Source organism: Halomonas sp. A29 (assembly GCF_046723295.1).
GTDB lineage: Bacteria > Pseudomonadota > Gammaproteobacteria > Pseudomonadales > Halomonadaceae > Halomonas.
The window spans coordinates 90,827-115,146 of record NZ_JAXQPR010000007.1 but is presented as its reverse complement, the minus strand read 5'-3'; the positions used below and the strand labels follow the sequence as shown (position 1 = coordinate 115,146).

Annotated in this window: 22 protein-coding genes; 8 read left to right on the top strand and 14 right to left on the bottom strand. The window is 63.7% G+C overall.

Translation table 11 applies throughout. From position 1 onward, the window contains the following. Positions 1-27: 27 nt before the first annotated feature. The 8 genes from SPH52_RS14840 to SPH52_RS14805 form a co-directional block, all read right to left on the bottom strand. On the bottom strand, positions 28-912 hold the full coding sequence (locus tag SPH52_RS14840; RefSeq protein ID WP_411795810.1) for a CopD family protein: 885 nt from the start codon (positions 910-912) through the stop codon (positions 28-30). A gap of 12 nt (positions 913-924) precedes the next feature. Further along, a complete protein-coding gene (locus SPH52_RS14835; RefSeq protein ID WP_411795809.1) occupies positions 925-1,326 on the bottom strand; it encodes a copper resistance protein CopC in 402 nt (133 codons plus the stop codon). Positions 1,327-1,412: 86 nt separating this feature from the next. Further along, positions 1,413-2,690: a M20/M25/M40 family metallo-hydrolase gene (locus SPH52_RS14830; protein WP_411795808.1), complete on the bottom strand. Its 1,278-nt coding sequence runs from the start codon at positions 2,688-2,690 to the stop codon at positions 1,413-1,415. A 173-nt stretch (positions 2,691-2,863) separates the two neighbouring features. Continuing rightward, positions 2,864-3,460: a PRC-barrel domain-containing protein gene (locus SPH52_RS14825; RefSeq protein WP_411795807.1), complete on the bottom strand. Its 597-nt coding sequence runs from the start codon at positions 3,458-3,460 to the stop codon at positions 2,864-2,866. A 197-nt stretch (positions 3,461-3,657) separates the two neighbouring features. After that, positions 3,658-4,506: a PRC-barrel domain-containing protein gene (locus SPH52_RS14820; protein ID WP_411795806.1), complete on the bottom strand. Its 849-nt coding sequence runs from the start codon at positions 4,504-4,506 to the stop codon at positions 3,658-3,660. 186 nt (positions 4,507-4,692) lie between these two features. Continuing rightward, positions 4,693-5,175, bottom strand: coding sequence for a DUF3618 domain-containing protein (locus SPH52_RS14815; RefSeq protein ID WP_411795805.1), 483 nt, complete (start codon positions 5,173-5,175; stop codon positions 4,693-4,695). Between the two features lie 108 nt (positions 5,176-5,283). Beyond that, positions 5,284-5,610, bottom strand: coding sequence for a thioredoxin family protein (locus tag SPH52_RS14810; RefSeq protein WP_411795804.1), 327 nt, complete (start codon positions 5,608-5,610; stop codon positions 5,284-5,286). 41 nt (positions 5,611-5,651) lie between these two features. Next, positions 5,652-7,238: a BCCT family transporter gene (locus tag SPH52_RS14805; RefSeq protein ID WP_411795803.1), complete on the bottom strand. Its 1,587-nt coding sequence runs from the start codon at positions 7,236-7,238 to the stop codon at positions 5,652-5,654. A 185-nt stretch (positions 7,239-7,423) separates the two neighbouring features. Between SPH52_RS14805 and SPH52_RS14800 the strand changes: the two genes are divergently transcribed. Next, the gene (locus tag SPH52_RS14800; protein WP_411795802.1) at positions 7,424-8,191 is read left to right on the top strand and encodes a DUF1499 domain-containing protein; all 768 of its coding nucleotides are present in this window, start codon (positions 7,424-7,426) and stop codon (positions 8,189-8,191) included. A 74-nt stretch (positions 8,192-8,265) separates the two neighbouring features. On the opposite strand, the gene blaOXA is transcribed toward SPH52_RS14800, so the two are convergent. Then, a complete protein-coding gene (gene blaOXA / locus SPH52_RS14795) occupies positions 8,266-9,054 on the bottom strand; it encodes a class D beta-lactamase (RefSeq protein WP_411795801.1) in 789 nt (262 codons plus the stop codon). Between the two features lie 177 nt (positions 9,055-9,231). Here blaOXA and SPH52_RS14790 point away from each other — a divergent pair, with 177 nt between their 5' ends. The 3 genes from SPH52_RS14790 to SPH52_RS14780 all read left to right on the top strand — a co-directional run bounded on the left by SPH52_RS14790 (position 9,232) and on the right by SPH52_RS14780 (position 11,666). After that, entirely contained in the window at positions 9,232-10,125 is an 894-nt protein-coding gene (locus SPH52_RS14790; protein ID WP_411795800.1) for a LysR family transcriptional regulator, read from the top strand. A 78-nt stretch (positions 10,126-10,203) separates the two neighbouring features. Then, entirely contained in the window at positions 10,204-10,617 is a 414-nt protein-coding gene (arfB, locus tag SPH52_RS14785; protein WP_411795799.1) for an alternative ribosome rescue aminoacyl-tRNA hydrolase ArfB, read from the top strand. A gap of 44 nt (positions 10,618-10,661) precedes the next feature. Further along, positions 10,662-11,666: an ion transporter gene (locus SPH52_RS14780; protein WP_411795798.1), complete on the top strand. Its 1,005-nt coding sequence runs from the start codon at positions 10,662-10,664 to the stop codon at positions 11,664-11,666. A gap of 16 nt (positions 11,667-11,682) precedes the next feature. Here the strand turns inward: SPH52_RS14780 and SPH52_RS14775 are convergent, their stop codons facing one another. Next, entirely contained in the window at positions 11,683-12,726 is a 1,044-nt protein-coding gene (locus tag SPH52_RS14775) for a proline racemase family protein (protein WP_411795797.1), read from the bottom strand. Then, on the bottom strand, positions 12,723-13,895 hold the full coding sequence (locus SPH52_RS14770) for a zinc-binding dehydrogenase (RefSeq protein WP_411795796.1): 1,173 nt from the start codon (positions 13,893-13,895) through the stop codon (positions 12,723-12,725). The genes SPH52_RS14775 and SPH52_RS14770 overlap by 4 nt, the downstream gene beginning before the upstream one ends. Before the next feature lie 377 nt (positions 13,896-14,272). Here SPH52_RS14770 and SPH52_RS14765 point away from each other — a divergent pair, with 377 nt between their 5' ends. Then, positions 14,273-15,223, top strand: a complete 951-nt coding sequence (locus tag SPH52_RS14765) for a diacylglycerol/lipid kinase family protein (RefSeq protein ID WP_411795795.1) — start codon at positions 14,273-14,275, stop codon at positions 15,221-15,223. Between the two features lie 101 nt (positions 15,224-15,324). Here the strand turns inward: SPH52_RS14765 and SPH52_RS14760 are convergent, their stop codons facing one another. Next, positions 15,325-15,747, bottom strand: coding sequence for a CBS domain-containing protein (locus SPH52_RS14760; protein ID WP_411795794.1), 423 nt, complete (start codon positions 15,745-15,747; stop codon positions 15,325-15,327). A gap of 222 nt (positions 15,748-15,969) precedes the next feature. Between SPH52_RS14760 and SPH52_RS14755 the strand changes: the two genes are divergently transcribed. Continuing rightward, the gene (locus tag SPH52_RS14755; protein WP_411795793.1) at positions 15,970-17,526 is read left to right on the top strand and encodes an alpha/beta fold hydrolase; all 1,557 of its coding nucleotides are present in this window, start codon (positions 15,970-15,972) and stop codon (positions 17,524-17,526) included. A 13-nt stretch (positions 17,527-17,539) separates the two neighbouring features. Here the strand turns inward: SPH52_RS14755 and SPH52_RS14750 are convergent, their stop codons facing one another. After that, positions 17,540-18,823: an acyltransferase family protein gene (locus SPH52_RS14750; protein WP_411795792.1), complete on the bottom strand. Its 1,284-nt coding sequence runs from the start codon at positions 18,821-18,823 to the stop codon at positions 17,540-17,542. Positions 18,824-18,989: 166 nt separating this feature from the next. Between SPH52_RS14750 and SPH52_RS14745 the strand changes: the two genes are divergently transcribed. Further along, entirely contained in the window at positions 18,990-22,622 is a 3,633-nt protein-coding gene (locus SPH52_RS14745; RefSeq protein ID WP_411795791.1) for a S41 family peptidase, read from the top strand. Between the two features lie 33 nt (positions 22,623-22,655). Here SPH52_RS14745 and SPH52_RS14740 read toward each other — a convergent pair whose 3' ends face one another. After that, a complete protein-coding gene (locus SPH52_RS14740; RefSeq protein WP_411795790.1) occupies positions 22,656-22,997 on the bottom strand; it encodes an antibiotic biosynthesis monooxygenase family protein in 342 nt (113 codons plus the stop codon). 153 nt (positions 22,998-23,150) lie between these two features. Between SPH52_RS14740 and SPH52_RS14735 the strand changes: the two genes are divergently transcribed. Next, positions 23,151-24,314: an MFS transporter gene (locus tag SPH52_RS14735; protein WP_411795789.1), complete on the top strand. Its 1,164-nt coding sequence runs from the start codon at positions 23,151-23,153 to the stop codon at positions 24,312-24,314. Positions 24,315-24,320 lie beyond the last annotated feature (6 nt).

Genomic DNA, 24,320 nt, shown 5'->3' with positions numbered 1-24,320 from the left:
CGGTAACTCGGCTCGTGAAGGGTTAGCCTACCGCGCCGGCGAGGAAGTGGTCAGCAGCAAGGCGGCAACCAGGACGATGTTCAGCATCAGCCCCGCTTCGAGAACAATACTGCAGCTCAGCCACTGAGGGGCCTTGCGCTCGCCCCGTGCCACCGCGGGTACCAGCCACCAGCGGTTGACCGCGCCGAGCAACAGCAGCAGCGCCACCAGGGCCAGCTTTACCGAAAGCAACTGGCCGTAGGGCGTATTCAACAGGGCGTTTGGCTTACCGCCGAGAAGCCACATGGCCAGGCTACCCCCGGCGACGAGCAGCAACGGCACCAGCAACAGACCGAAGCGTCCAAAGCGCAGCAGCAGCCGAGCCGACTCGTCAGGCGAGCCGTTTCTGGCCAGCCGGTAGAGCGGCAGTAGTGCCGCGGCCCAGAAGGCAGCCAGGCTCAAATGCAGCATCAGCAGCGCACTCTGCCATGGTGAACCGCGAGTGTGGCCAACCTGGGCGAAACCCACCAGCACCAGGCCGATGCCGAGCACACTGACCACGTAGCTCACGGTCAGCGGCGTGCCCTGCCACAAGGCCAGCGGCAGCAGCAACAACCCCAGGATTGCCAGGCGCAGCCGCTCGCCCTGGGCGCTTTCGCCAACGATGCCGAGCAATACCGGATTGAAGGCCGAGCTCCAGTTGCCGCCTCCCAGGTAGGCGGCTTGCAGCAGCCACAGCAGCAGGAGCATGCCGGCACCGCACCAGGCGGCAATGCATGTACAGCGGTCGAGAACACGTATGTCGCGTGGCAGCAGTGCGGGAAAAGCGCAGCGAAACAGCACGCCCCCCACCGCCAGCAGGGCCGAGAGGTAAAATCCTGCAAGGACGAGAACACGACCGATCGTCCATGCATCCAGGTCGGACAATGCCATTACGTTCGTCGCCTACTCTTGAATCGTGAAGCGATAACCACCCGACATGGTATGACCATCCTCGGCGATGCCGCGCCATACGACTTCGTACTCTCCCGGCGGCAGGGTTTCAGCCGGCATGGCACTATGCTCTGCCGCCAGCGGGCCGAGCGGGTCTTCGCCCAGTTTCACCATACCTTCCGGGCCTGTGACGTCGAACTGGGTGATACGAATCGGCGAGTCGAACTGGAGCTCCAGCCGCTCCGGCGGCTGTTCCAGCGTCGCACCGGCCTCAGGGTACGTGGCGGCTACATGGGAGTGCGCCCATAGCAGCTGGCTTGCCATCATCAGCCAGGCCGCCGCGACCAGGGGGCACAGCATGCCGACATGCCTGGCTACTCGCATTGCACCGAAAGTGCGCTTCTCGACACTCATTCTGTTCTCCTTCGATTCTTGCCTGGGGCCGGGCCACGTCCCGATGCGAGGTTGGGAACGTGGCCGCAGGACTATCCTGTCTTCGCTCAGGATGGATGCTTCTGCTGATGGCCCGTATCGTCCTGCTCCGGCTCTTTGGCCGCCCCCTGGTGCGTCAGGCGTTCGGCCTGGTCGAGCCGCGGGTGGTTGTCGAGGAATTCGCGATGCGGATCCGGCAGGGCATCCAGCGCCAGGAGTGTGTGTGCAAGCACATGGATGGCAGCCAGCACGTCCTGGGTGTTGCCGGTCTCCGAGATGGTGTGCATGTTACGGATGGGGAAACCGATGGAAGTCGCAGCGCAGTCGATGGCGGCCAGCACGCCGGCCATGCCATCGGTGCCGGTATCGGCGCCGACAATGTCGCGCTGCATGGGGATGCCATGCTCCCGTGCCGTGGTTTCGATGATGCGATTGAGCTGCTCGCTGGCGATCGCTCCTACCGACATGGTGAAGCCCTTGCCCATCTCCAGCGGCTGCATGCGCCGGTCACCGATGCCAGGGGCAGCTACGTAGTCGTGGTTGACGTCGACACCGATCACCACATCGGGCTCGAGTTCGCCGGCCAGCACGCGGCTACCGAAGCGGCCGATCTCTTCATAGCTCGCAATGGCGAACAGTACACGTACCTTCTCGGTGCCACCGGCCTCGGCGATCAGTCGCGCCACTTCGGCGGTGACGAAGCAGCCCAGGCCGTTGTCGAGGTAGGCGCCGTAGAAAGTATTGGGGCTGAAGCCGTGGCGAATGGGGCGGTCGAAGATGATCGAGTCGCCGGGGCGCACGCCGAGGTTGAGCACCTGCTGCTTCTTGTTCTGACCATGGATCTGCAGGTCGAGGTAGATCTGTTCCTTCTTGATGCCCTTGCGCCCTTCGCGCTGAGCCGGGTCGGAGAAGTGAATCGCGCCCAGTGCCTCCACGGTCCCGCCCTGAATGATGCGATAACGACCCGGCCGCTCCGGATCCTCGCTGAACAGCTTGACCTCATGGCCTATCAGTACGTTGGGCAGGAAGGAATCCGTGTTGATCCAGATCTTGCCGTCGTCGCCGATGCTGCGCACCTGCATGCGGATCTTGTCGGCGTGGCCGATGATCATCACCTTGAACAGGTCGTCGCGTCCCGGGTGGGTATCCCACACCACCCCGGCGTGTCCCTTGTACTGATGCAGGTGCCAGCCCTCGGGGGCGAAGCTCGCGAAGTGAGGCTTGAGCACACCATAGGTCATCGCCCCTTCCAGTCCTACGGGGCTGGGAGCATCCAGGATGCGCTGCATCAGGGTGAACTGTGTTTCCGACATGGGCTCGGCCCATGGCTTGTGTCTCTCACTCATATGGCTTCCCTTCTCAACGGAAATAAATACGTTTCAGCGTAGTCTGCCAGATGTCGTGCAACATGGCTTGGCGAAGCGGTTCAGGGAATGAGCTCACAATAATAAAGGCAAGGCCATTCGGCCTTGCCTTCTTGTCGTCACCGGCATTGCCGGCTTCGAAACCTCAGCGTGAATTACTGGCCCCAGGCATCGCCCAAGGTCATATCATCATCGTCCAGCTCGGTGTAACGCTCTTCGTCGTACTCCTCTGCGGACTCTTCGAGCTCATCCTCGCCGTAGGCTTGCTGGGTCACCAACTGGTCGTCCTGCAGCCGCATCTCGGCCAGCGGCAGGGTGATGTCGGTACCACCCATGCCCCACAGGCCGCCTACGGTGACGACGACATGCAGATCGCCGGTGTCGTTGTCCCGAACGACGTTCTGGACGTCACCGATCTCTTCGTCTTCTTGATTGACGACGGTCATACCCTCGATCTCACTGATCTGCTTGTCGCGCAGCGAGTCGTCCAACTGGTTACCTGTCGCCATGCCGTCGGCACCCGTTGTTCCGGCCTCAGCGCCTGGAGCCGCCTCATCGGCCTCCATGTCTGGCGCATCTTCCATCAGGTCGGCATCGTTCTGGTTGCCTTCCTCCATGGTGGCCTGCTCTTCGCCTACGGCGGCATCACCATCGAGAACATTTTCCTCGTCTGCGGTGTCCTGGGCCAGGGCGCCTCCTGCCAAGCCAGTGGAGATGGCGCCGATCATGATTGCCAATAATGTCCTTTTCATCTCACTCCCTCCTAGAGTTGACTTAAGTCCCACCTTTTGACAATAGCGCTTACCCTGGCCGCCATAAGAAAAATTAGGATACGAATGGAAACCGAAAGTAACTGATGTGTTTCCCCAATCCCTCAAAAAGCCAGGCAAGGCCAGTTGGCCTTGCCTGGACTTGTCACTATCAATGCTTACTTACCCGAAGGGAGAAACTAGCGACCCATAGCGTCTGACAAGGTCATGTCGCCATCCACCTCGCTGTAGCGATCCTCGTCGTAATCGCTGGCCAGACCGTCGAGTTCGTCCTGGCCGATGGTGTCCTGTAGCACCAATTGCTCGCCTTCGAGTTGCATGTCGGCTAACGGCAGGGCGACTTCGGAGCCACCGAAGATCCAGAAGCCACCCACCGAGACGACGGCATGGAGGTCGCCGGCATCGTCATGACGCAGCACGTTCTCGACCTGCCCCAAGGTCTCGCCTTCGGCGTTGACGATGGTCATGCCTTCGATCTCGCTGACCTGCATGGAGGCGATCGACGGATCCAGGGAGGCACCTGCTGGTTCCATCTCCTCGAAGCCCGCCTCGGTATCGCTCTGTGCGGCTTGTCCGGCCTGGTCTTCCTGCTCGCCGTCGGGGGCCTGCTCCGCAGCGGGTTCGGCTGAAGTCGCCTGCTCGCCCGGGTCGGTCTGCATTTCTTCGTCGCCGTCGGCTTCCGGGTCTTCCATGTCAGCCTGATCGCCGTTCTCGGCCTCTTCCTCACGCACCTCCTCGTAGTCTTCGGCATCGGCGCCTTCGTCAGGCAACTCTTCTTCGTCTACCGAGACATCGGACTGGTCGTCCTCCTCGTCTGCCGCGGCATCCTGCTCTTCCTGATCGGCAGAGGCGTCCTGCTCCTCCTCAAGCCGCTCCCTCTCCTCTTGAGCCTGCTGGGTTTCGGCGGCCTGCTCTTCGCCCATCGCGGCATCATCGTTGAGTTCGGCCTCGTTGTCCTGCGCCAAAGCACCGCCGACGAGCCCGGCAGAGATGGCACCGATGGCGACAGCCAGTAATGTCCTTTTCATGGCACTTCTCCTTGAGTGGTCCTATTTCGTCAAGATAGGCGGTTGCAACCATGAGCTGCCAGAAACGTAGCGAAGCAAAACGTTAACGAATAGCAAACTGCGTGAGCGTTACGCAACCCAACCTTACTCCTTGATATGAAAGCGATAGCCTCCCGGTGATGTCGTGCCGCTTGCGGCCATGCCAGCTCATGCTCCTGGATACACGTAGCCGCGCCATCCCTGGCCGGTACCCAGATGAGTCGCCTCGCCGACCACATCGGGCCGGTGCGTCGAGATTTCCGCCCGCCCCTGCTGGGTGCCCAGGTGGGTGGCCACCATGCGCTGTGGGGCTTCCAGGCGAGCCGAAGGCATCGTGCCACGCGCTACAAGGGCATCGCCCGAATGTGCCTGCCCACGGGTACCGGAGCGCAGTTGGGAGACGAGCAGCCAGCCCAGGCCGATGCCGGTCACCAGCGCAGGCATGGGATGTTCGCGGATCGAACGCCCCAGGCTGCCGAGAACGCTGGCCGTGACCCCATCTCTGCTGGGCATGTGCTGCAAGACGTTCTGCTTGAGCTGCGCTGGCGCAAGCCTGCTTTCGAGTTCGTGCAAGGTATCGTCGAGGTGGGCACGGGAATGACGGATATCAACCTCAAGTTCGTCTGCCCGACGTTGCTGATAACGGCCCATAGTCTTGCCTCCTTGGCTTTACCGTTGTGCTGACCTCCTTTCTCTTCAAGCTGGTCCCGATAGCAGGCTTCGTCAAGTTGCCGCCCGCCCGGCGATGTGCCAGCGCACTCACGCCGCCACGGCCTCGAGGGTCTGTTCGATGGCCTCTCCACTGCCAGGGCGCACTAGCCGCGCCACCTCCTCACCGTTGTGGAGAAACACCAGCGTCGGCCACAGCTTGATGCGAAATGCTCGCCCCAGACGCCGGCCGGGACCGTCCTCGACCTTGAGATGGTGCACGTCGTGGCGGCGCGCCAGAGCCCGCGCGAGCCCGGGCTGGGCAATCTGGCAGAAGCCGCACCAGGGGGTGCCGAACTCGAGCACGGTGACGCCTGCAAGGGAACGCACTTCCTCGAGGCTCGGCGCCGACGCCATGTATTCGACCTGCATGGTCATGCTGTCTCCTTTCACTTCGACAGATGCTGCGCTCGCTCTTCTCATGACTTTCCTGATGGCTGCTGGCCGGCCCCCTCGTATCGCCGCAGCCCCAGGGTGAGTCCGACACACATCAGCAGCAGGATAACCACGAACGGCAACCCCGAGATGGTCGCTACCGCCTGGAGTGCCTCAAGGCCGCCAGCCGTGAGCAGGATGGCTGCCACCATACCTTCCAGAGTGGCCCAGAATACGCGCGTGGTCTTGGGCGGATGGGGGTCGCCTCCGGAAGTTATGATGTCGATGATCAGCGAACCGGAATCCGACGAGGTGACGAAGAAGATCGCTACCGTGGCGATCATCATGGTCATGCTGGTCAACACCACCCACTCCGGCATCTGAAAGTTGTCGAGGAAGAGGAAGAATGCCAGCTCAGGTTCGTCCTCGACGATGTCGACCAGCCCGGCCGCTTCGAACAACTCCCGGTACAGGGCCGAGCCGCCCATTGCCGTGAGCCACAGCACTGATGCCAATGTGGGCACCAACAGCACACCGAGCAGGTACTGGCGCAGGGTACGACCACGGGAGACACGGGCGATGAACAGCCCGACGAAGGGCGACCAGGAGATCCACCAGGCGAAATAGAACAGGGTCCACTCGTTCTGCCAGGCTTCCGCACCGGGGGGATTGAAGGCCTCGGTGTAGGTGCCGCGACGGGGAATCTCGTTGATGTAGTTGCCCAGGCTCTGCAGCATCGAGTTGAAGATGAACTGCGTCGGCCCGAAGAGCAGCACATAGACCACCAGCACCGCGCCAAGCAGCAGTGCCAGCTTCGACAACTGCTGAATGCCCTTGGCCAGCCCCGAGAGCACCGAGATCAGCGCCACCGTGGTGATACCGGCGATCAGCGCGATCTGCACGCCAAGGTTGTCGGGCACTCCATAGGCGTGCCCCAGGCCGGTATTGATCTGGCGCACACCCAGGCCCAACGATACCGCCACACCGATCAACGTGCCTGCCGCCGCCATGGCATCGATGCCGTTGCCAATCGGCCCCACTACCCGCTTCTTTCCCAGTAATGGCATGAACGCCGAGCGTATGGTCAGTGGCAGCCCGCGGTTGTAGCAGAAATAGCACAGCGACAGCCCAACCAAGCCGTACATGGACCAGCCGTGCAGTCCCCAGTGGAAGTAGCTGTGCACCAGGGCGTCGCTTGCCGCCTGCTCGGTCTCGGCCTCGCCGAAGGGTGGGTCGGCGAAGAAGGAAACCGGTTCGGCCACGCCGTAGAACAGCAAGCCGACCCCGGTACCGGCGGCGAACAGCATCGAGAACCAGCCCCAGTTGGAGAACTCCGGACGTTCGTCCTCTCCGCCAAGACGCACGCTGCCATAGCGACTGAGGATCAAGTAGAGCGCCAGAATGAGGAAGGCGTTCATTGCCAGCAGGTAGAACCAGCCGAGATTATCGGCGATGGCGTCCTGCACCGCCTCGGCCCCGGACTGAAGCCGCTCGGGCATGGCGGCACCGAAGGCCACCAAGGTGAGGATGACGGTGGCCGCGGTGAGAAAGACGGCGCGGTGCACGGGCACACCTAGCAGGTTGTGTCGCTGGGAACTGCCATAGCGGTCGGAATCGGAGTGAGTCGGCATATCCTTTGCCTCCGGAAAACTGCGCGGGCACGCCGCGTCGGTGCATGGCTACCTCGTATGGCGCCGGGCATGCGCCCTTGAAATCACGATAGCAGCCGTGAGTGGGGATCGTGCAGGGCGATGCGGCACGCCTTCGCTTGGCCGGATATGCTAGGAAGTATTATTTGCTGCCAGCCGGAGGACCCATGTCCGCTCTGAGACACCAACGCCACCTGCGCGGCGGGCGCTGGCCGGCACGCATCGCCTGGCTCAGTGTGCTGTTGCTGCTGGTGGCCGCATTGTTGCTGGCAGGCGCCGGTCCGGCCTATCGTCTGGATCTGCTGCCGCTGGGCAGCGCCTTCGGCATGCTGCGCCGCGGTGTGCAAATCTCCGCCGCAGCGGCGATCGTCGGCTTCCTGGCGCTGATCGCCGCCACCTTCTGTCGCCGCTTGCGGCCGGCGCTGATCGGTGGGTTGGTGATGGCTGCCACTGCCGCCATGCTTGCCGTGCCATGGCTGCATTGGCAGCGTGCCCAGACGGCTCCGCCGATCCACGACATCACCACCGATACAGAGAATCCACCCGCCTTCGAAGCGCTAGCAGAAGCCCGCGAAGCCGCGCCCAACGCAGTGGAATATCCCGGCGAGGCATTCGCCCGTCAGCAGCGCGAGGCCTATCCCGACATCGAGCCGCTCGTTCTCGAGCTACCGCTGGGTCTGGCGCGGGAAGTCGCCGAAGCGGCGGTACTGGATATGGGCTGGGAAATCGCCCACAACTCGCTCACGAGTATCGAGGCGACCGACACGACTACCTGGTTCGGCTTCAAGGATGACGTGGTGATCCGCCTGAGCGAAGCCGATGAGAACGTGCGTATCGACGTACGCTCGGCTTCGCGGATGGGACGCGGCGATGTAGGCGCCAATGCAGCCCGCATACGCGATTACTTCGAGGCCATCGAACGAAGGCTCGACTGAGCGAAACACCAGCCGCCGCCCCATCGTGGTATGGGCGGCGGCTGGCGCTGACTCAACGGGCAACCCGGCTTGGATCAACCCTCGGGCGGCAGCGCCTCGATGGTGCGCAGCGCCTCATTGACGATGCCTTGGCGCTTGGGCAGGTCGGCCATACGGTTGGGCGTTTCCATATTGAGAGCGAAGAAAACCGGGCCGCTTGGACGCTCCACCCAGCCTACCCACCAGCCGAGCTTGCCGCTCCAGCCGGTCTTGCCGCGCAGGATCCAGTCGCTACCGGCGGCGGTGATCATCAGGTCCTTGACCAGTCGCTGATCCGCCTCGTCGAACGGCAGCTCGTTGCGATAGAGCCGCTCGAGAAATTCGATCTGCTCCTCGGCCGATATCTCCAGCATGCCTTCCTCGAGCCAGAAGTTTTCAAGGTCGTCGCCGATGTCGGCGTTGCCGTAGTCGATCGCCTCCAGATAGCTTTTCTCCCTCTCCTCACCGAGCTCCCGGGCGAAGAGCTGATAGAGCCATACCACCGAAAGGCGCATACCCGAGCGCAGATCGTGGTCGGCGTTCCACTGCGAGAACTCACGCTCGACGCCATCCCAGGGAAACACCTGGAACTCATCCTCCACGACATCGGCATCCAGAACGAAAAGGGTGTGGGGGATCTTGAAGGTGGAGGCGGGCAAGAAGCGTTGTCGGGCTCGATCGCTGTCATGCACCAGCGTCGCGTTGGCACCGTCACGCTTGTCGACCACCAGCAGCGTACCGCTGGCCTCGTTGGCACTAAAGATCTCGCTCCAGTCGGCGCGTTCCTGCCAGGCATCGGCCAAGGCACTGAAGGGAGTCAGGGCCAACACGAGAGCGCCAGCCATCATTGTCCTTTGCGCCAGTTTTTTTAGCTTCAAGGGTCTTGGGGTCATGATTCCATCCGCTTGTCATGGGTTCGTTCATCAGGGGTGAAGCGACGCGTCGGAAGGGAGATTAGCGAAGGCCTCGCAGCTACCACAAACCATGATATCTTGCATGAGCCATAAACTGAGCTTGGGCTTATGACGAGACCCTACCTGCCATTGAACGCCCTGCGCGCCTTCGAGGCCTCGGCCCGCCACCTGAGCTTCACCCGCGCCGCCGACGAGTTGAATGTGACCCAGGCGGCGGTGAGCCACCAGGTCAAGCTGCTGGAGGAGCGCCTGGGCGTGGCGCTGTTCAAGCGCCTGCCCCGCGGGTTGATGATTACCGCCGAGGGCGAGGCGCTGCTTCCCGTGATGCGCGATGCCTTCGACCGCATGGCGAACATGCTGGAACGGCTCGAAGGCGGCAAGGTACGCGACGTTCTCAACGTGGGTGCGGTGGGAACCTTTGCGGTGGGCTGGCTGCTGCCGCGCCTGCAGCGCTTTCAGTCCGTCCATCCCCTTGTCGAGGTGCGCATTTCGACCCACAACAATCGGGTCGACATGGCCATCGAGGGACTCGATTACGCCATTCGCTTCGGCGATGGCGCCTGGCACGGGCTCGAGGCGCAGCGGCTCTTCGATGCCCCGCTGTCTGCCCTGTGTACTCCTCGCCTGGCCGAATCCCTGCAAATACCGGCAGACCTGGCCCGCCACACCCTGCTGCGCTCCTATCGCGAGAACGAATGGACGCACTGGTTCGCTGCCGCAGGCGTATCGCGGCCACCGGCACGTGCCCATGGCGTGACGTTCGACTCCTCCCTGGCGATGATGGAAGCCGCGGTCCAGGGCGCGGGCGTGGCCCTCGCCCCGCCGCGAATGTTTGCCCGCCAGATGAGCAGTGGCGAGATCGTACAACCCTTCGACATCCATGCTGCGCTTGGCAGCTACTGGATCACGCGACTCAAGTCACGTACCCCGGGCCCCGCCATGGAGGCCTTCCAGACCTGGCTGCTCGACGAGGTGCACCACGCCTACGGCGACCAGGCCTAGACCATGGGCTACACCAAACCTCTACTGCCTGCCCTGTGTTAGCCTGGGCGCTCAATACGATGAACGGGCAAGGGAGCGATGCTGCGCATTTCCAATACCGTGGAGCTGGGCGACCACGAGATCGAGATCAGCCAGATCCGCGCCCAGGGTGCGGGCGGCCAGAACGTCAACAAGGTCGCCTCGGCGGTGCACCTGCGCTTCGATATCTCCGCATCGAGCCTGCCACCCTTCTACAAGGAGCGGCTAATGACGCTTTCCGACCGGCGTATCACCAAGGAAGGCGTGGTGGTGATCAAGGCACAGAGCCACCGCACCTTCGAGCAAAACCGCGAGGATGCATTGGAGCGCCTCAAGGAGCTGATTCAGGAAGCGGTGAAGACGCGCAAGGCGCGCAAGCCGACCAAGCCGACCCTCGGCTCGAAGCGCAGGCGCATGGATAGCAAGACCAAGAAGGGTCAGACCAAGTCGCTGCGCGGAAAGGTAAAACCGTAAGCGCCTGCTAGGCTTAAGCAAACGCTGCCAGCTAAGGAGCCGCCATGCCGCCCAGGAGAGTCTCGCGCCCGCTCAGCCCTGCTCTGGAGCGCCTGCATCTGATCTGGGACCTGCTGATCATCGTGCTGGTGGTGGCCAATCTGGCCCTGCTTTTGTTCGACAGCCTCTTCCTTCTCGGCCCTATCAACAACGTCTTCGCTGCCATCGCACCGGGCCTTCATGCCGCTTACGACAACAACGTTCACGCCAACTTCGTCGAGATCGATCTGGTGTTCGTGGCCATCTTCGTGCTCGACGTGCTGCTGGGCTGGGGCGTGGCCATTGCCGAGCGTCGCTACCACCGCTGGTTCTTCTATCCCTTCGTGCACTGGTACGACGTGCTCGGCTGCATTCCGGTGGGCGGCTTCCGCCTGCTGCGCATCCTGCGCGTGATCTCGCTGCTCACCCGGCTGCACCGGCTGAGGCTGATCGACGTGCGCGGCTGGCGGCTCTATGCCGTCTACGCCAAGTACTACGAGATCTTCTTCGAGGAGCTTTCCGACCGCGTGGCGATTCGTCTGCTGGGCAACATGCAGGAGCAGATTCTCTCCAGCGACTCCCTGTCGACGCGAGTCATCGACCGGGTGGTGATGCCGCGCAAGCAGCAGCTGATCCACGAGCTTTCACGACGGCTGGAGGAGATGACCGGCAACGCCTATGCGCGTAACCGCCAGGAGACGATGCACTACGTGAGTTCGCTGGTTGGGCGTACCGTGGCCGAAAGCCAGGAGATAAAACGCCTGCGCCGCCTGCCGATGGGAGATACGTTCGCGCGCAGCATGGAGTCGAGCCTGCGCGATCTGGCCTGCCGTCTGGTGGACGAGGCGATGGCGGGGCTACGCTCGCCGGAGTTCACCGCGCTGGTGGAGCGCCTGGCCGACAGCGGCTTCGATACCTGGCTGCAGGTCGACGAGCACACTGATCGGGTGACCGAACAGGTGCTCGTCGACATGCTCGAGCTGGTCAAGGAGCAGATCGCCGTCAAGCAGTGGCGGCGCCGCTACGACTGAGGCGCTGCGGCCCCGATCAGGGGTGGCGTGAGCTGAGAATATGATGCACCCCGCCACAGTCGACCATCGGGTCGTCGCAGTTGACCACAATTTCCGAGCGCGCCAGCACGTAGCTCTTGCCGGTGATGGTGTTCTCCACCACTTGGTGCTTGCCACCGGCCTCGCGGGCTTCGACGAACTGGCCGATGAAACCGGTCTCGCGCAGCGATACCGTCTCCAGCTTGTCGCCGGGTTTGATGGTGCCCTCGTAGTGCATCAGCGCCAGCCGCGCCGAGGTACCGGTACCGGTGGTACTGCGGCAGATCACGCCGGGATGGACGTAGGTCGCCGAACGCGAGCGGTAGAAATCGTCGGCGATCTGCTCCACCGACCCCATGAAGTGCAGGAACGGCAGCGGCCCTACATCGCCCAGGGTGTAGTGGGAGAAGCCGCTGTGGGCCTGGATCGCCTCGACGATGCGGTGGGCGCACTCCGCCAGTGCCCGCTCCTCTTCGCGTTTGAGCGAGAAGCCGAGTTCTTCGGCATCCACCAAGGCATAGAAGCCGCCGCTGTAGGCGATGCTGTAAGTTACGTCGCCCACCTGCGGCACTTGGATGCGCGCCCGGTGGGTGTCGATGTAGCTCGGCAGGCCGCCGCAGGTGATGGCCTCGACCACACCGTTCTCGACCCGCGCCTCGATCTGCACCAGCCCGGCGGGGGATTCCAGCGTGAAGTGCTGGATGCCCTCGCGCTTGGGAATCAGCCCGGTCTCGAGCAGCGCGGTAGCGGTGCAGATGGTATTGGAGCCGGAATAGACCGGGTAGCCCATCACCTCCATGATGATGTAGCCCATCTGCGCCTTGGGATCGGTGGCGGGCACGATCAGGTCCACCGACATCTCGGGAATGCCGTAGGGCTCGTTCAGCAGCAGCTTGCGCAGGCCATCGGCGTCGTTCTCCAGGTACTCCATCTGCTGGCGCACGGTGTCGCCGGGCAGCGGATCGATGCCGCCGATCACGATGCGGCTGACGTCGCCGCCGGCGTGGGTGTCGAGCAGCTGTAGCGTGAGTTCGTGGCTCATGCGTTTTCCTTCAGGGCAAAAGGGGCACCGTGAGCGGCCCATTGGGAATCGGGCACGATGACGATCTTGCCCAGGTAGTTGCTGCCGCGATTGACGAAGTAGCGCTCCGCCTCATGCAGTTCGGAAAGCTTGAACGCCGCGTGCAGCACCGGCTTGAGCTGGCCACCGCGAATCCACTCGATCAACTGCTCGGCCTCTTCGCGGGTGCCGTGGGAAACGCCGAAGATCTGCACCTGGTAGAGGTAGATGCGTGTCCACATGATCTCGCTCAGGTTGCCGCCGCTGGCACCGGCAATGGAGAGCCGTGGATAGGTGGTACGGGCCTTCATGTCGCCGATCATGGTATCGATGAACAGATCGGTCATCTCGCCGCCAACCAGGTCCATCACGGCGTCGATGGGTGCACCGCCGGTGGCTTCGAGCACGCGCTCGACGAAGCTCGACAGGTCGCCGCGGTCGATCACCGCCTCGGCGCCCAGCGCCAGCAGTGCCTCGGCCTTGTCGGGCTGGCTCACCGCATAGGGAATCGCACCGACGATACGGCACATCTGGATCAGCGCGGCCCCCACGCCCCCACTGGCGCCGCTGACCAGCACTCGCTCGCCCGCCGCCACCCTGGCCGAGGTCATCATGTGGTAGCCGGTCTGGTAGGAACACATGCCCATCGCCGCCAGCTCGGCATCGGCGAGCTCGGGGTTGGATACGTGATGGAACTGGTCCGACGGCACGGCAACGTACTCGGCATAACCGCCGTCGGCGCCATGGCCGTAGTAGTCGGGGGTCAGGTTGATGTCGCGCCGCGCGTCGGGGTAGAGGTTGAAGTCGAGCAGGCCACGCTCGCCGATGCGCGAGGCAGCGACACCCTCGCCCACCGCCACCACGCGACCGGCCACGTCGGCACCCTGGATGCGCGGGAAGGTCAGGGTCGGCTCGCCGCCCATGGCGAACGAGGTCACGTCACCCTTGTCCTTGGTCGGATAGAGCCCCTCTCGGGCCTTGCGGTCGGTGTTGTTCTTGGCCGTGGCAGTGACCTGCACCAGTACCTCGCCCGGCCCCGGGCGTGGGGTGGCGACGTCGTCGCGATAGACCAGCTTGTCGATGTCGCCGTGGCCGGTCAGGACCATGGCGTTCATGGTGGCCGGAATGCTCGGCACGTTCTCTGTAGGCATGGTGGTCCTCCTGGCTGAGCCTCGATGGCGGTCGCTTACCACGCCGGAGCAAATGGCTCCCCCTCGCATTCTCACTTCGCCGCTTCCAGGCAACGACATGCCGAAGAGCCAGCGCGTTGGTCGCGCCGCCCGAGCGTCGTGGTGGAACGATAAAAAAGCGAATGGAGGTGGGACTGCCTGTCCGGCGTGTCGATATGGGGCAGATTGAATCACGCCCTGCCCGTGGCTGCATACCGTTGAGCCCGTGGATTTTTTTCTGTTTTTGTGGGTTCCGAGTGGGTGTTCTTTCGGCGAACCGGCATCACCTGGGCTAAGGCGCAGCAAAAGATCGCTCGCTATTCTTACAGCCAGGAGAAACCAAGGTGAAGGAGACACCGATGAACTACTGGCTGATCGTCAACGACGCTGCCGGCGATGGCAACCGAGGCGAGAGCTACTGGCGCGAGCACCTCCGGACGGCGGGAATCGATCAGGTACGTGTTCGCGCGCTCGAGGATACCGAGTGGGAGCGGGAAGTGGCGCCGGGAGACCGGATCCTGGCGGCCGGCGGCGATGGCTCGGTCAATCGGGTAGCCTCGGTCTGCGTCGAGCGCAAAGCCGTCCTCGGCGTACTGCCCTCGGGCACGGCGAACGACTTCGCGCGCAACCTGGGCTTGCCGGAGGATCCGGCTGCGCTGTGTCGCCTGGTACGTTCGGGCCAGAGCGTAAAAGTCGACGCGGCCTGGCTCAACGGCCACATGTTTCTCAATGTCGCCCATATCGGGCTCGGCACCCTTCCCGCCCGGGATGCCTCCCAGGCGCAAAAACGGCGCCTGGGCCGCTTCAGCTATCTGCTCACCCTGGCGCGACGAATCGGGCTGCAGAGTGGTATCCAGGGCCGCATCGAGTGCGGTGAAAAGGTCGCCGAGGGCCGCTGGCTCACCATCGCCATTGCCTCGGGTGCCTATTTCGGCGGCGGCCACGACATCGCCGAAGCGCGGATCGACGACGGCCTGCTGGATGTAGTGGCAGTGCGCCAGCGCTCCTGGCTACGCCTGATGCTTGCCTTCGTCATGACCCGCCTGCTACGGCATACGCCTCGTCATGACGATACCGTGGAACATCTTCAGGCACCGCAGTGCCACATCCAATTGCGCCACGCCCACACCCTGACCGCAGATGGGGAGAACCTGGGCCGTATGGCCAACGTCTCGGCCTTCACACGACCAAGCGTACTCGAGGTGCTGTGTGAGCGGCTCGTCTCTGCCCAATCCGCACCGTCTAAGGCGCTACGCGACACGCCTGCCGATACGCCCCCCATGGCGCGACCGAGCCCTGGGCCACTCTGACATTTCTAAAGCTCAAACAAGAGAAAGGGCATCGCCGTGGCAATGCCCAGTGCGCAGGAACGTCCAACGTGCCGATGGCGCTCCTCGAAGAATTGGCATGCTCAATGGTAGTGCTTGCTGCAGTTGGTGATCTCGCGCGCCATCTCATCGTCTTCACAGCGACCTGCAATGTCGCTGAGCGTCACCACACCAACGAGGCTTTTCTCGTTCTGATTGTTGAGCACTACCAGACGCTGTACTCGCTGCTGCTGCATGTTACGCAGCACATCCTTCACGTCCTGGTCCTCGAAGGTGTACAGCACATCAGTAGAGGCAACGGAGCTTGCCTTGTCGTCCGGACTCTTGCCTTCGGCGAGAGCGCGAACCGTGAGATCGCGGTCGGTGACGGTACCCACGATCCGATCATTCTGGACCAACGGCTCGAAACCGGAATTGTCCTTGCGCATACGCTCGGCGACTTGGCGGATGGTGGCATCGGCCGGGCAATAATCGGGACGCTTGGTCATCACTTCACGTACTTGCATGATTACCTCCTTTCTTACATGTCGCACGATCGAAACCGCGCTGCTTCCTGCTGAGTCCATCTAAAAAATAGTTCGTGGCATTGGTCGCATCAAAACCAACCCTGTCTTTATTTATTACTGTCGGTTAAGGGAGGTTTCCCGTGATTTGACGCCTCTTCCGCGGCTGCTAGCTTGACTAGCGAAGCCCAGCCACAACGACCGACGACAACACTGGGGTCCGCCATGAGAAGAAGGGATTCTCGCGTCTGGCACTTGCTGGGTGCCCTGCCGCTGACACTACTGTTCTCCACACCAGGCGCAGCACAAACCAACGACGACTTGCCCCGTCTCGAGAGCGCGGAGTGTCCGACCGAGGCTCTTCGGGAGCTGGGTGCGACCTGCCACACCTTTCACGCCCCCGAGAACTGGGAAGCTCCTTACGGCAATACGATCTCGTTGCCCGTCGCTGTGCTCGAACCGGAGGGCGGCGAGCCGGATGAGGATACGCCCCCGGTATTCTTCTTTCCCGGTGGTCCAGGCTACTCCTCGCTGGGCGAGCGCGAGTACATGGAGCAGTTGCTCGAGGACATCGGCGAGCGAACCCTGGTGACCATGGACCACCGCGGCTTCATTCATGCCGAACCGGCCCTGGAGTGCCCCGAATACGCTGTGGTTTCGCCCTATCACAACATCATTCACACCCCGGCAATCACCGCCTCGCTGGACCCGATGGAGCGCATGGAAAAGATCACCGGTGGCGTGAGCGACTGCTATCGCAAGCTGGTCGAAGAGGGCATCGACGTCAGCCAGTACAATGCCCATGCGGTCTCGCGCGACGTGGACGAGATTCGACAGCTACTCGGCTACGACCGGATCGATGCCTTCGGCTCCTCCACCGGCAGCGGCACGGTCGTCTCGTTCATTCAGTACTACCCCGACAGCATCCGTGCTGCGATCCTCGGCTGGGCCTGGTACAACCACCTGCGCAACCGCTCGCCCGTCGATGAGCTGTATACGGCCAAGCACTCCTTCACCGACGCCCTGGCACTATGCGTCGCCGAAGACGAGGCCTGCCGCGAGCTGCTGCCTAACTGGTTCCAGGCCATCGATCGTGCTCGCCGTACGTTGGACGGCCGTCCCTTCGTCGCCCAGGTGCAGGAAGCCGACGGCAGCGAGAAGGCGCTCTACTTCGACGGCGCCGCCTTCCTCGACACCCTCTACCTGACGCTGGCCGACGACTACGCCGAGCTACCCAGCCTCGTGGCGGGCATCGAGGTAGGCGACTACTCTCGCCTGCCCGGCTTCTTCCGCATCGATGACTACGATCCCGAACCCGAGGCGCCCAATTATGCGCTCGGCTATTTTCTCGCCCATGTGTGCAACGACATGGGCTCGAATCGACCAAGCGTGGCCGACTCCACCGCCGCCGTGGCCCGCGAACCCGCCGTGCTCGGCTTCGAGCCGCCCTGGCTGTGTGCCTGGTGGGGTGAAGATGGCGACGTGCCCGCCGAGCACAACGATCCGCCCGTCAGCGAGACGCCGGTGCTGGCGCTGCACGGCGAGATGGACCCCTGCTGCACTCCGCGCTGGAGCGAACACCTCGGCCGCACCATGCCCAACCTGCAGTACGTCGTCTTCCAGGGGCTCGGGCACAACCCCGTCAACGAGTGCCGCTCGACCATGGTCCAGGACTTCCTCGACGACCCCCATGCCTCCATCGACGACAGCTGCCGCGATGAGGTCGACCGTCAGCCCTGGGTGATCGAATCTCCTGCCGCCAGGCAAAACGGCGGCACATGACACGGTACGTCATCTACTTCTGGCGTGGCGCCCGCAGCAGCCAAGAGGCCACGGCCACCAGCGGCAGGCCGATGAGCGCCCCCGGGCGAGCCCCCAGCCCCAGGCTGACAGCAAGGCCGACGAAGAGCGCCAAACCACCAGCCACGATCCGGCCAGGGCGCTCCGTCGCTGCCACGTGCTGCTTGCGGTAACGCTCGAAAGCCACGACCACGAGCATTATCGGTACCACCATCAGGGCACACAGCCCGATCCATTCCAGGCGGCCGACCCAGAACCCCGGCTCGCCCGGCAAGCCGGCATCGATCGGCCAGCCGAGCCGCCGGCCCAGCCAGGCCGCCGGCAGCTCGGCGAACTTGTGCCAGAGGTAGAGTTGCAGCCCCAGCGCACCAAGCATGGCCATCCAGCGGCCCAGATGCAGCCGTTGCAGGAAGCGTCGCACCGGCGTTTCGAACAGCACGACCAGTCCGACCTGGAACCACATTACCCCGAGCAGGGCCAGGGTCGGCGGTAAAAGGTTGGTTTCGCCCCCGGGGTTTCCATTGACCATCGAGGCGGGATAGCCAAGAGCCAGTGCCGAGACCAGCCAGGCCAGGCCCAAGAGCATCAGCACGATTCCCGTGCGCCGCCCGGCGAATCGACCGCTCCACCAGGCAATGCCGAGCTGCTGGGGGAGCAGCCAGAAGAACAGCGTATTGATCCAGGCGAAATAGTCGTGGCGCTCGGTGACCAGTGAACCCAGTTGGAGCCACTCGTCGACCGCAGCGGGACGCGAACGCAGCAGATCCACCACGGCAATGCCGACGATCAGCATGGCCGCCGCCCACAGGCCGAACCGCCGGTCGGCCCAGACGCAGAGCGGCAGCATGAGCTGTACCCCCAGCAGGATCAGCAGGAACCAGAGGTGTACAGTCAACGAGTGGTTGAGGGGCCCCAGCACGCCTTCGCGGGTGAAGAAGGCGACCCCCACGAAGATGGCCAGCACGGCCAGGTAGGTCACGGTGGGCCGAGCCAACCCCAAGGCCCGCTCCGTCCACCAGTGCGCATGTGACTCGCCGGCCCGATAGCGCTCCCATACCCCTTCCGCGCTGACCGCGGCGGAGACGAAGAGAAACAGCGGCACGACCTGGAAGATCCAGGTGAAATAGCCCGCCGGTCCCCAGGCGTCGAGAAGGTGCCCGGTCTCGACCAGCATGCCGTGCTCGATTCGCGGCAGCGTGGCCACCCAGTGGCCGAGTACCACGACCAGCAGTGCAATGGCACGCAACGCATCGGGATATGGGTCGCGTGCGCTGCTCATGGCCTCTCCTTCCCTGAATGGATGATGAAACGCCCGCTTCCAGCCAGCAGCCTAGCCCAGGCTGGCTGGACGAGCCAAAAGTGACCGATTCGCATTCGAAGTGCCAGGCAATCGTTGCTACGTTGGGAAGGCATGGAGGAAAGCATGGCATGGCTAGAGGATCGGTATGAAGAAGGTATTAGCCCAGCACTTTCGAGCGCCGAGCAAGGCTGCACACAGGCCCACGCTATTGATACTCGTGGTTGGCCTGCTGACCAGCGTGCCAGCCACTGCCTGGGCGCAGGCCAGCCAGGTCGGGCTGCCCCGCTTTCCCTCCATCAGCCCGGACGGTTCGGAGCTCATCTTCAGTTGGCGCGGCGACCTGTGGCGCGCTTCGACCGAAGGCGGTGAAGCGGTGCGCCTGACCCGCCACAATCTCGATGACCTGCACTCCAGTTGGAGCCCTGATGGGGAGTGGGTCGTGTTCGCCTCGATGCGCGACGGCTATCTCAACCTGTGGCGCATGCGCCGAGACGGCAGCCAGCTTGCCCAGCTCACCCACGGTGACCAGCACCTGCGCAACCCCTCCTTCGGTCGCGACGAGAACGGTGAGCCGGTCATCGCCTTCTCGGGCATGCTCGAGGCCGACGTGTACCGCGACCAGCGCCCCTACCTGCTCTCACCGGAAGGCGGAGAGTACACCCGGCTGCATGACGCCTTCGGTTCCGAACCGCAGCTTTCGCCCGATGGCAAGCGCGTCGTCTTCACCCGGGGAGGCGCCTATCACGACTGGAACCGGCGCCACTACCGCGGCCCGGATGCCATGAATATCTGGCTGCACGAACTCGGCACCGATCATTTCGAACCGCTGACCGAGCGCGACGGCGACGACGGCATGGCCCGCTGGATCGATGAGAACACCCTGCTGTTCATGTCCGACCGCGAGGACCAGACAGTCAATCTCTACCGCATGGAACTCGACGCCGAGCGCACCATCGAGCGTCTCACCCAGTTCGACGAGCATGACCTGCAGTATTTCGATGTCTCTCTGGATGGCAGCACCGCCGTGCTTCAGATCTGGGATACCTTGCTGGCCCTCGACCTGGAGACACCGGACGCCGAACCCGAGCCCATCGTCCTGCGCGCGCCCGACGATGGCCGTGACAACTACTCTCTGCGGCGCATCGACCGCGACGTCAGCGAGGCGGCATTGAGTCCGGACGGCCAGACCATGGCCTACATAGCCTATGGTCGCGTCTACGTGCGTCACGTGGACGAGCAGAGCCCGACGCTGCTGGTCACGCCCGGCTCCCACGCCCGGCATCACAGCCTGGCCTGGTCGCCCGATGGCCTGCGACTCTATTTCGTCAACGATGCCGACGGCAGCGAGTCGATCTACGAGGCGCGAGTGGTACTGACCCGGGACGAGGTACGCCGCAGTCATGAGCGCCAGCGTGCCAGGGGGCGAGCCTCAGGCCGTCATTGGGACGGCGAGCCCACCGTCCCGTTGGCTTCGACGGCCCCCAGTATCGACATCGATCTCCCGGAGGAACCCGAGGCGGACTATGACCCCGACCTGGCGATGCGTGGCGAGGAACCGGAGGACCCCTTCGCGCCGCAGGATCCCGGTTTCATCCTGGATCCCGTACTGATCCCACGGCCCGGCGCCCCCACCGACATACCGCCACCGCCCCAGGATCCCCCGGTAGAAGTCGAGAGCATTCCCGAGGAGGAACTGGAGGAGGAACTGCCCGACGATCTTCCCGCCGACCGCGATCCGACCCGCTGGCACGATGCCATTCAGTTCGAGGTCAACCCGGTAGTCGCCAAGGCGACCAATGATCGCGATGTGTCACCTTCGCCGGACGGGCGCTCCCTGGCCTTTCGCCGTGGACGCGGTGACCTGGTGATCCTCGAACTCGAGAGCGGCGAAGAGCGCACCCTGGTCGAAGGCTGGGACAGCTTCATGCGGTGGCGCTGGTCTCCCGATAGCCGCTACATCGCCTACTCCCAGAATGACCTCGACTACAGCGCCAACATCTTCGTGGTACCGGCTGACGGCTCGGCGAAGCCGGTCAACATCACTCGCCATCCGCGCAACGATCTCAACCCGCGCTGGTCGGCAGACGGCCGCAAGCTGACCTTTATTTCCAACCGCTCCGGCGAGAACTACGATCTCTACCGGGTCTACCTGGACCGTGACATCGAAACCTACACGCCACGTGAACTCAGCACCTATTACCGCAACGCCCGGGACGAGGCCCTGGGCACCTCACCGTTGCCGGTGCATGGCGAGGCCGAGGAAGGCGTGACAAGGGATGAGGCAGAGGCGGAGCTCGAGCTGGAAGACGCCTGGCGTCGCGTCGAGCGTATCACCGCCTCGCCGGCCCACCAGACGGCCAACGAGATGAGCCCAGGGGGCGACCGCTACGTCTTCAACGCCGGTAGCGAGGGGCTCGTGGCAATGAACTGGGACGGCAGCAACCGCACCCGCATCGGCCCGAGCGCCAACGTTCAGCATCTCAACATCACTGGCGAGCAGGTCGTCTATATCGTCAACGGCCGGGTTGGCGTGGCCAATCTCTCCGGCAATGGCTCTCCCCGCTACTTGGACATCTCCGACCGGCTACGCATCGACCTGCGCCAGCAGGCGCTGCAGAAATTCCACGAGGCGGCCCGGGTCATCGGTGAGAACTTCTACCGCACCGACCTGAAAGGCCTGGACTGGCCCGACGTCGTCGAAGAATATGCGGCGCTGATTCGCCGCGCACGCACCTCCAGTGAATTCAGCGACATTGCCAACCGGCTGATGGGCGAGCTGGCGGCGTCACACATGGGAGTATCCAACCCCGGGCCGGTATCGGCACTGCGCGAACCCTCGGGCCGGCTGGGAATCGAGTACGAACGCATCATCTCGCAGCAGGATGGCCGCATCGGTTATCGCGTCATCGCAGTGATACCCGGCGGACCGGCCAATCGCGGCCCCATGCCGCTGGCGCGGGGCGACATCATCACCGCGATCGGCCTGCAGCCCTTCGAGGAGAACGAGACGCTGCTGCGGCGGCTGAGCGGCCAGGTGGACCAGGAGGTGATCATCACCTTCGACCGCCCGGGGGATCACGGTTACACCGAATACCGCACTATGCTGCGCACAGTCGGCCTCTCCGAACTCGCCCGGCTCAAGTACGACGCCTTCCGCGAGGAGAGCCGGCGTCGCGTCGACGAGCTATCGGACGGTCGACTCGGCTATCTGCATATCCAGGCCATGAACCAGACCTCGCTGGAGGGCTTCCAGGGCGATCTCTATGCCGCGGCGGCAGACAAGGACGGCCTGATCATCGACGTGCGCAACAACGGCGGCGGCAACACCACGGACCGTATCCTGACCTCGATCATGGCCGGCGTGCATGCCTACACGATCCCGGCGGGTGCCGACCGCGGCGAAACCGGCCACTATCCGCAGGATCGCCTCGATGCGCCGCGCTATACGCTGCCGATCAATATGCTGGCCAACGAGAAGAGCTACTCCAATGCGGAGATCCTGGCGCATGCCTTCACCACACTCGGTCGCGGCACGCTGGTCGGCCAGCAGACCTACGGCGGGGTGATCTCCACCAACAGTCACACCCTGATCGACGGCGCCACCGTGCGGCGCCCCTTCCGCGGCTGGTACCTGCCGGACGGAACCGACATGGAGCACAACGGCGCCATACCGAATCTATTGGTCGAGCAGACGCCGCAGGACGAGGTGGCCGGACGCGACCGCCAGCTCGAACAGGCGGTGGCCGACCTGCTCGAGCGCATCGACGGCAAAGATTGAGGCTCGCCCCGGCACCTCGAATAACGGGGCGGCTCAGTCCTCGAAGCCGCCGCGATCACCGAACGCGTAGTCGCGCTCGACCTTAGCGATGCGCACCTGGAAGGCGGCATACCAGTCGTTGCGCCCGAGACGCTGCGCTTCGCGGTGCTCGACTTGCTGTTTCCACTGCTGGATCGCCTCCAGGCTCTGCCAGTAGGAAACCGTCACGCCCAGCTCCTCACGGGCAGACTCTAGCCCGAGAAAACCCGGCTGTTGGGCGGCCAGTTCGGCCATGCGCTCGGCCATCAGCCCATAGCCGTTGTCGCCGGCGGTGCGCAGCGAAGTGAAGATGACCGCGTAGTAAGGCGGCTCCGGTGTCTTTGCGATACGGGTCATAGGGCCTCACAGATGTTGTTCCAGCATAATGGCGACGCGTGTCCAGCCATTTCCTGAGCCGCCTCCGGCGACGGGTATTTCCCCAAACGCCATTCTCGGAGAGTATAAGCGCGCGAGAGCACCGCCTGCCCTACCTCATACCTTGGAGAATACATGCCGACGCTGAGGCTCGATCATGGAAGACGGGTTACCCTGTGCTATTTCGTCACTTTCATCGTCATCGGCATGTGTGTCGGTCTGCTCGGTCCGGCACTGCCACACCTCGCCGACATGACGGGATCGGGCATGGGGCAGATCGCCATCCTGTTTACCGCTCGCGCACTGGGCACCATGCTCGGCTCGGTGCTGTCCGGTGCGCTGATAGATCGCTTCGATGGACACAAGGTACTGGCAGCGATGCTGTTGCTGCTGGCCGTCGGGCTCGCCGCGGTACCGTTCAGCCAAGCGCTGGCAGTGCTCACCGCCGTGATGTTCCTGCTCGGCCTGGCCGAGGTATCGGTCAATGCTGGCGCCAACACCCTGCTGCTGTGGACCCACGGAGCTGCGTCACCGCCCTGGATCAGCGCGCTGCATTTCTGCTTCGGGCTGGGCAATATGCTGGTACCGCTGGTGCTGGTGGCGGTGCTGCGCCTGCAATTCTCCTTCGCCTGGGCGTTCTGGCTCGTCGCCTTCTATGTTGCACTTCTGCTGGTCCCGCTGTTGCGCCTGCAGAGCCCGCGCCCGCCCGACCTCACTGTGAGCGAACGCGATGCCCCACCACCCCAGGATGGCTGGCGATTGGCGATCTTCCTGCTGATGTTCGGCCTCTACGTCGGCATGGAGGTCACCTTCGCTGGCTGGATAACCGCCTATGGCGTCCTCACCGGCCGCGCGCCAGGAGATGCCGCCCTGCTGGTGACGCTGTTCTGGCTGACGCTGTCGGCCGGGCGCTTGCTGGCCATCCCTCTGGTTCGCCGGCTGTCGCCGTGGAAGGTGCTGCGCGGCTGCCTTGGGCTGGGCCTGTTCAGCGCCCTGGCACTGCACTTCCTGTGGCTGCCGTTGCCGCTGGTGGCCCTGCTCTTCGGCCTCGCTTCATCGGCGGTCTTTCCCATCCTGTTCGGCCTGAGCAATCAGCTGATGCCCGCCAGCGGACGTACCACCGGCTGGATATTCCTGGCCAGCGGGCTCGGCGGCATGGCACTGCCCTCCCTGACCGGCCCACTGCTGGAACGCGCCGGTACGGGCGCCTTTCCCCTGCTGCTGACCGCTCTGGTCGGTCTATTGATGCTGGGTCTCGTTGCCCTTCGCGCCAGGGTGAGGCACAGCACCGGCCGCTGAGCGCCT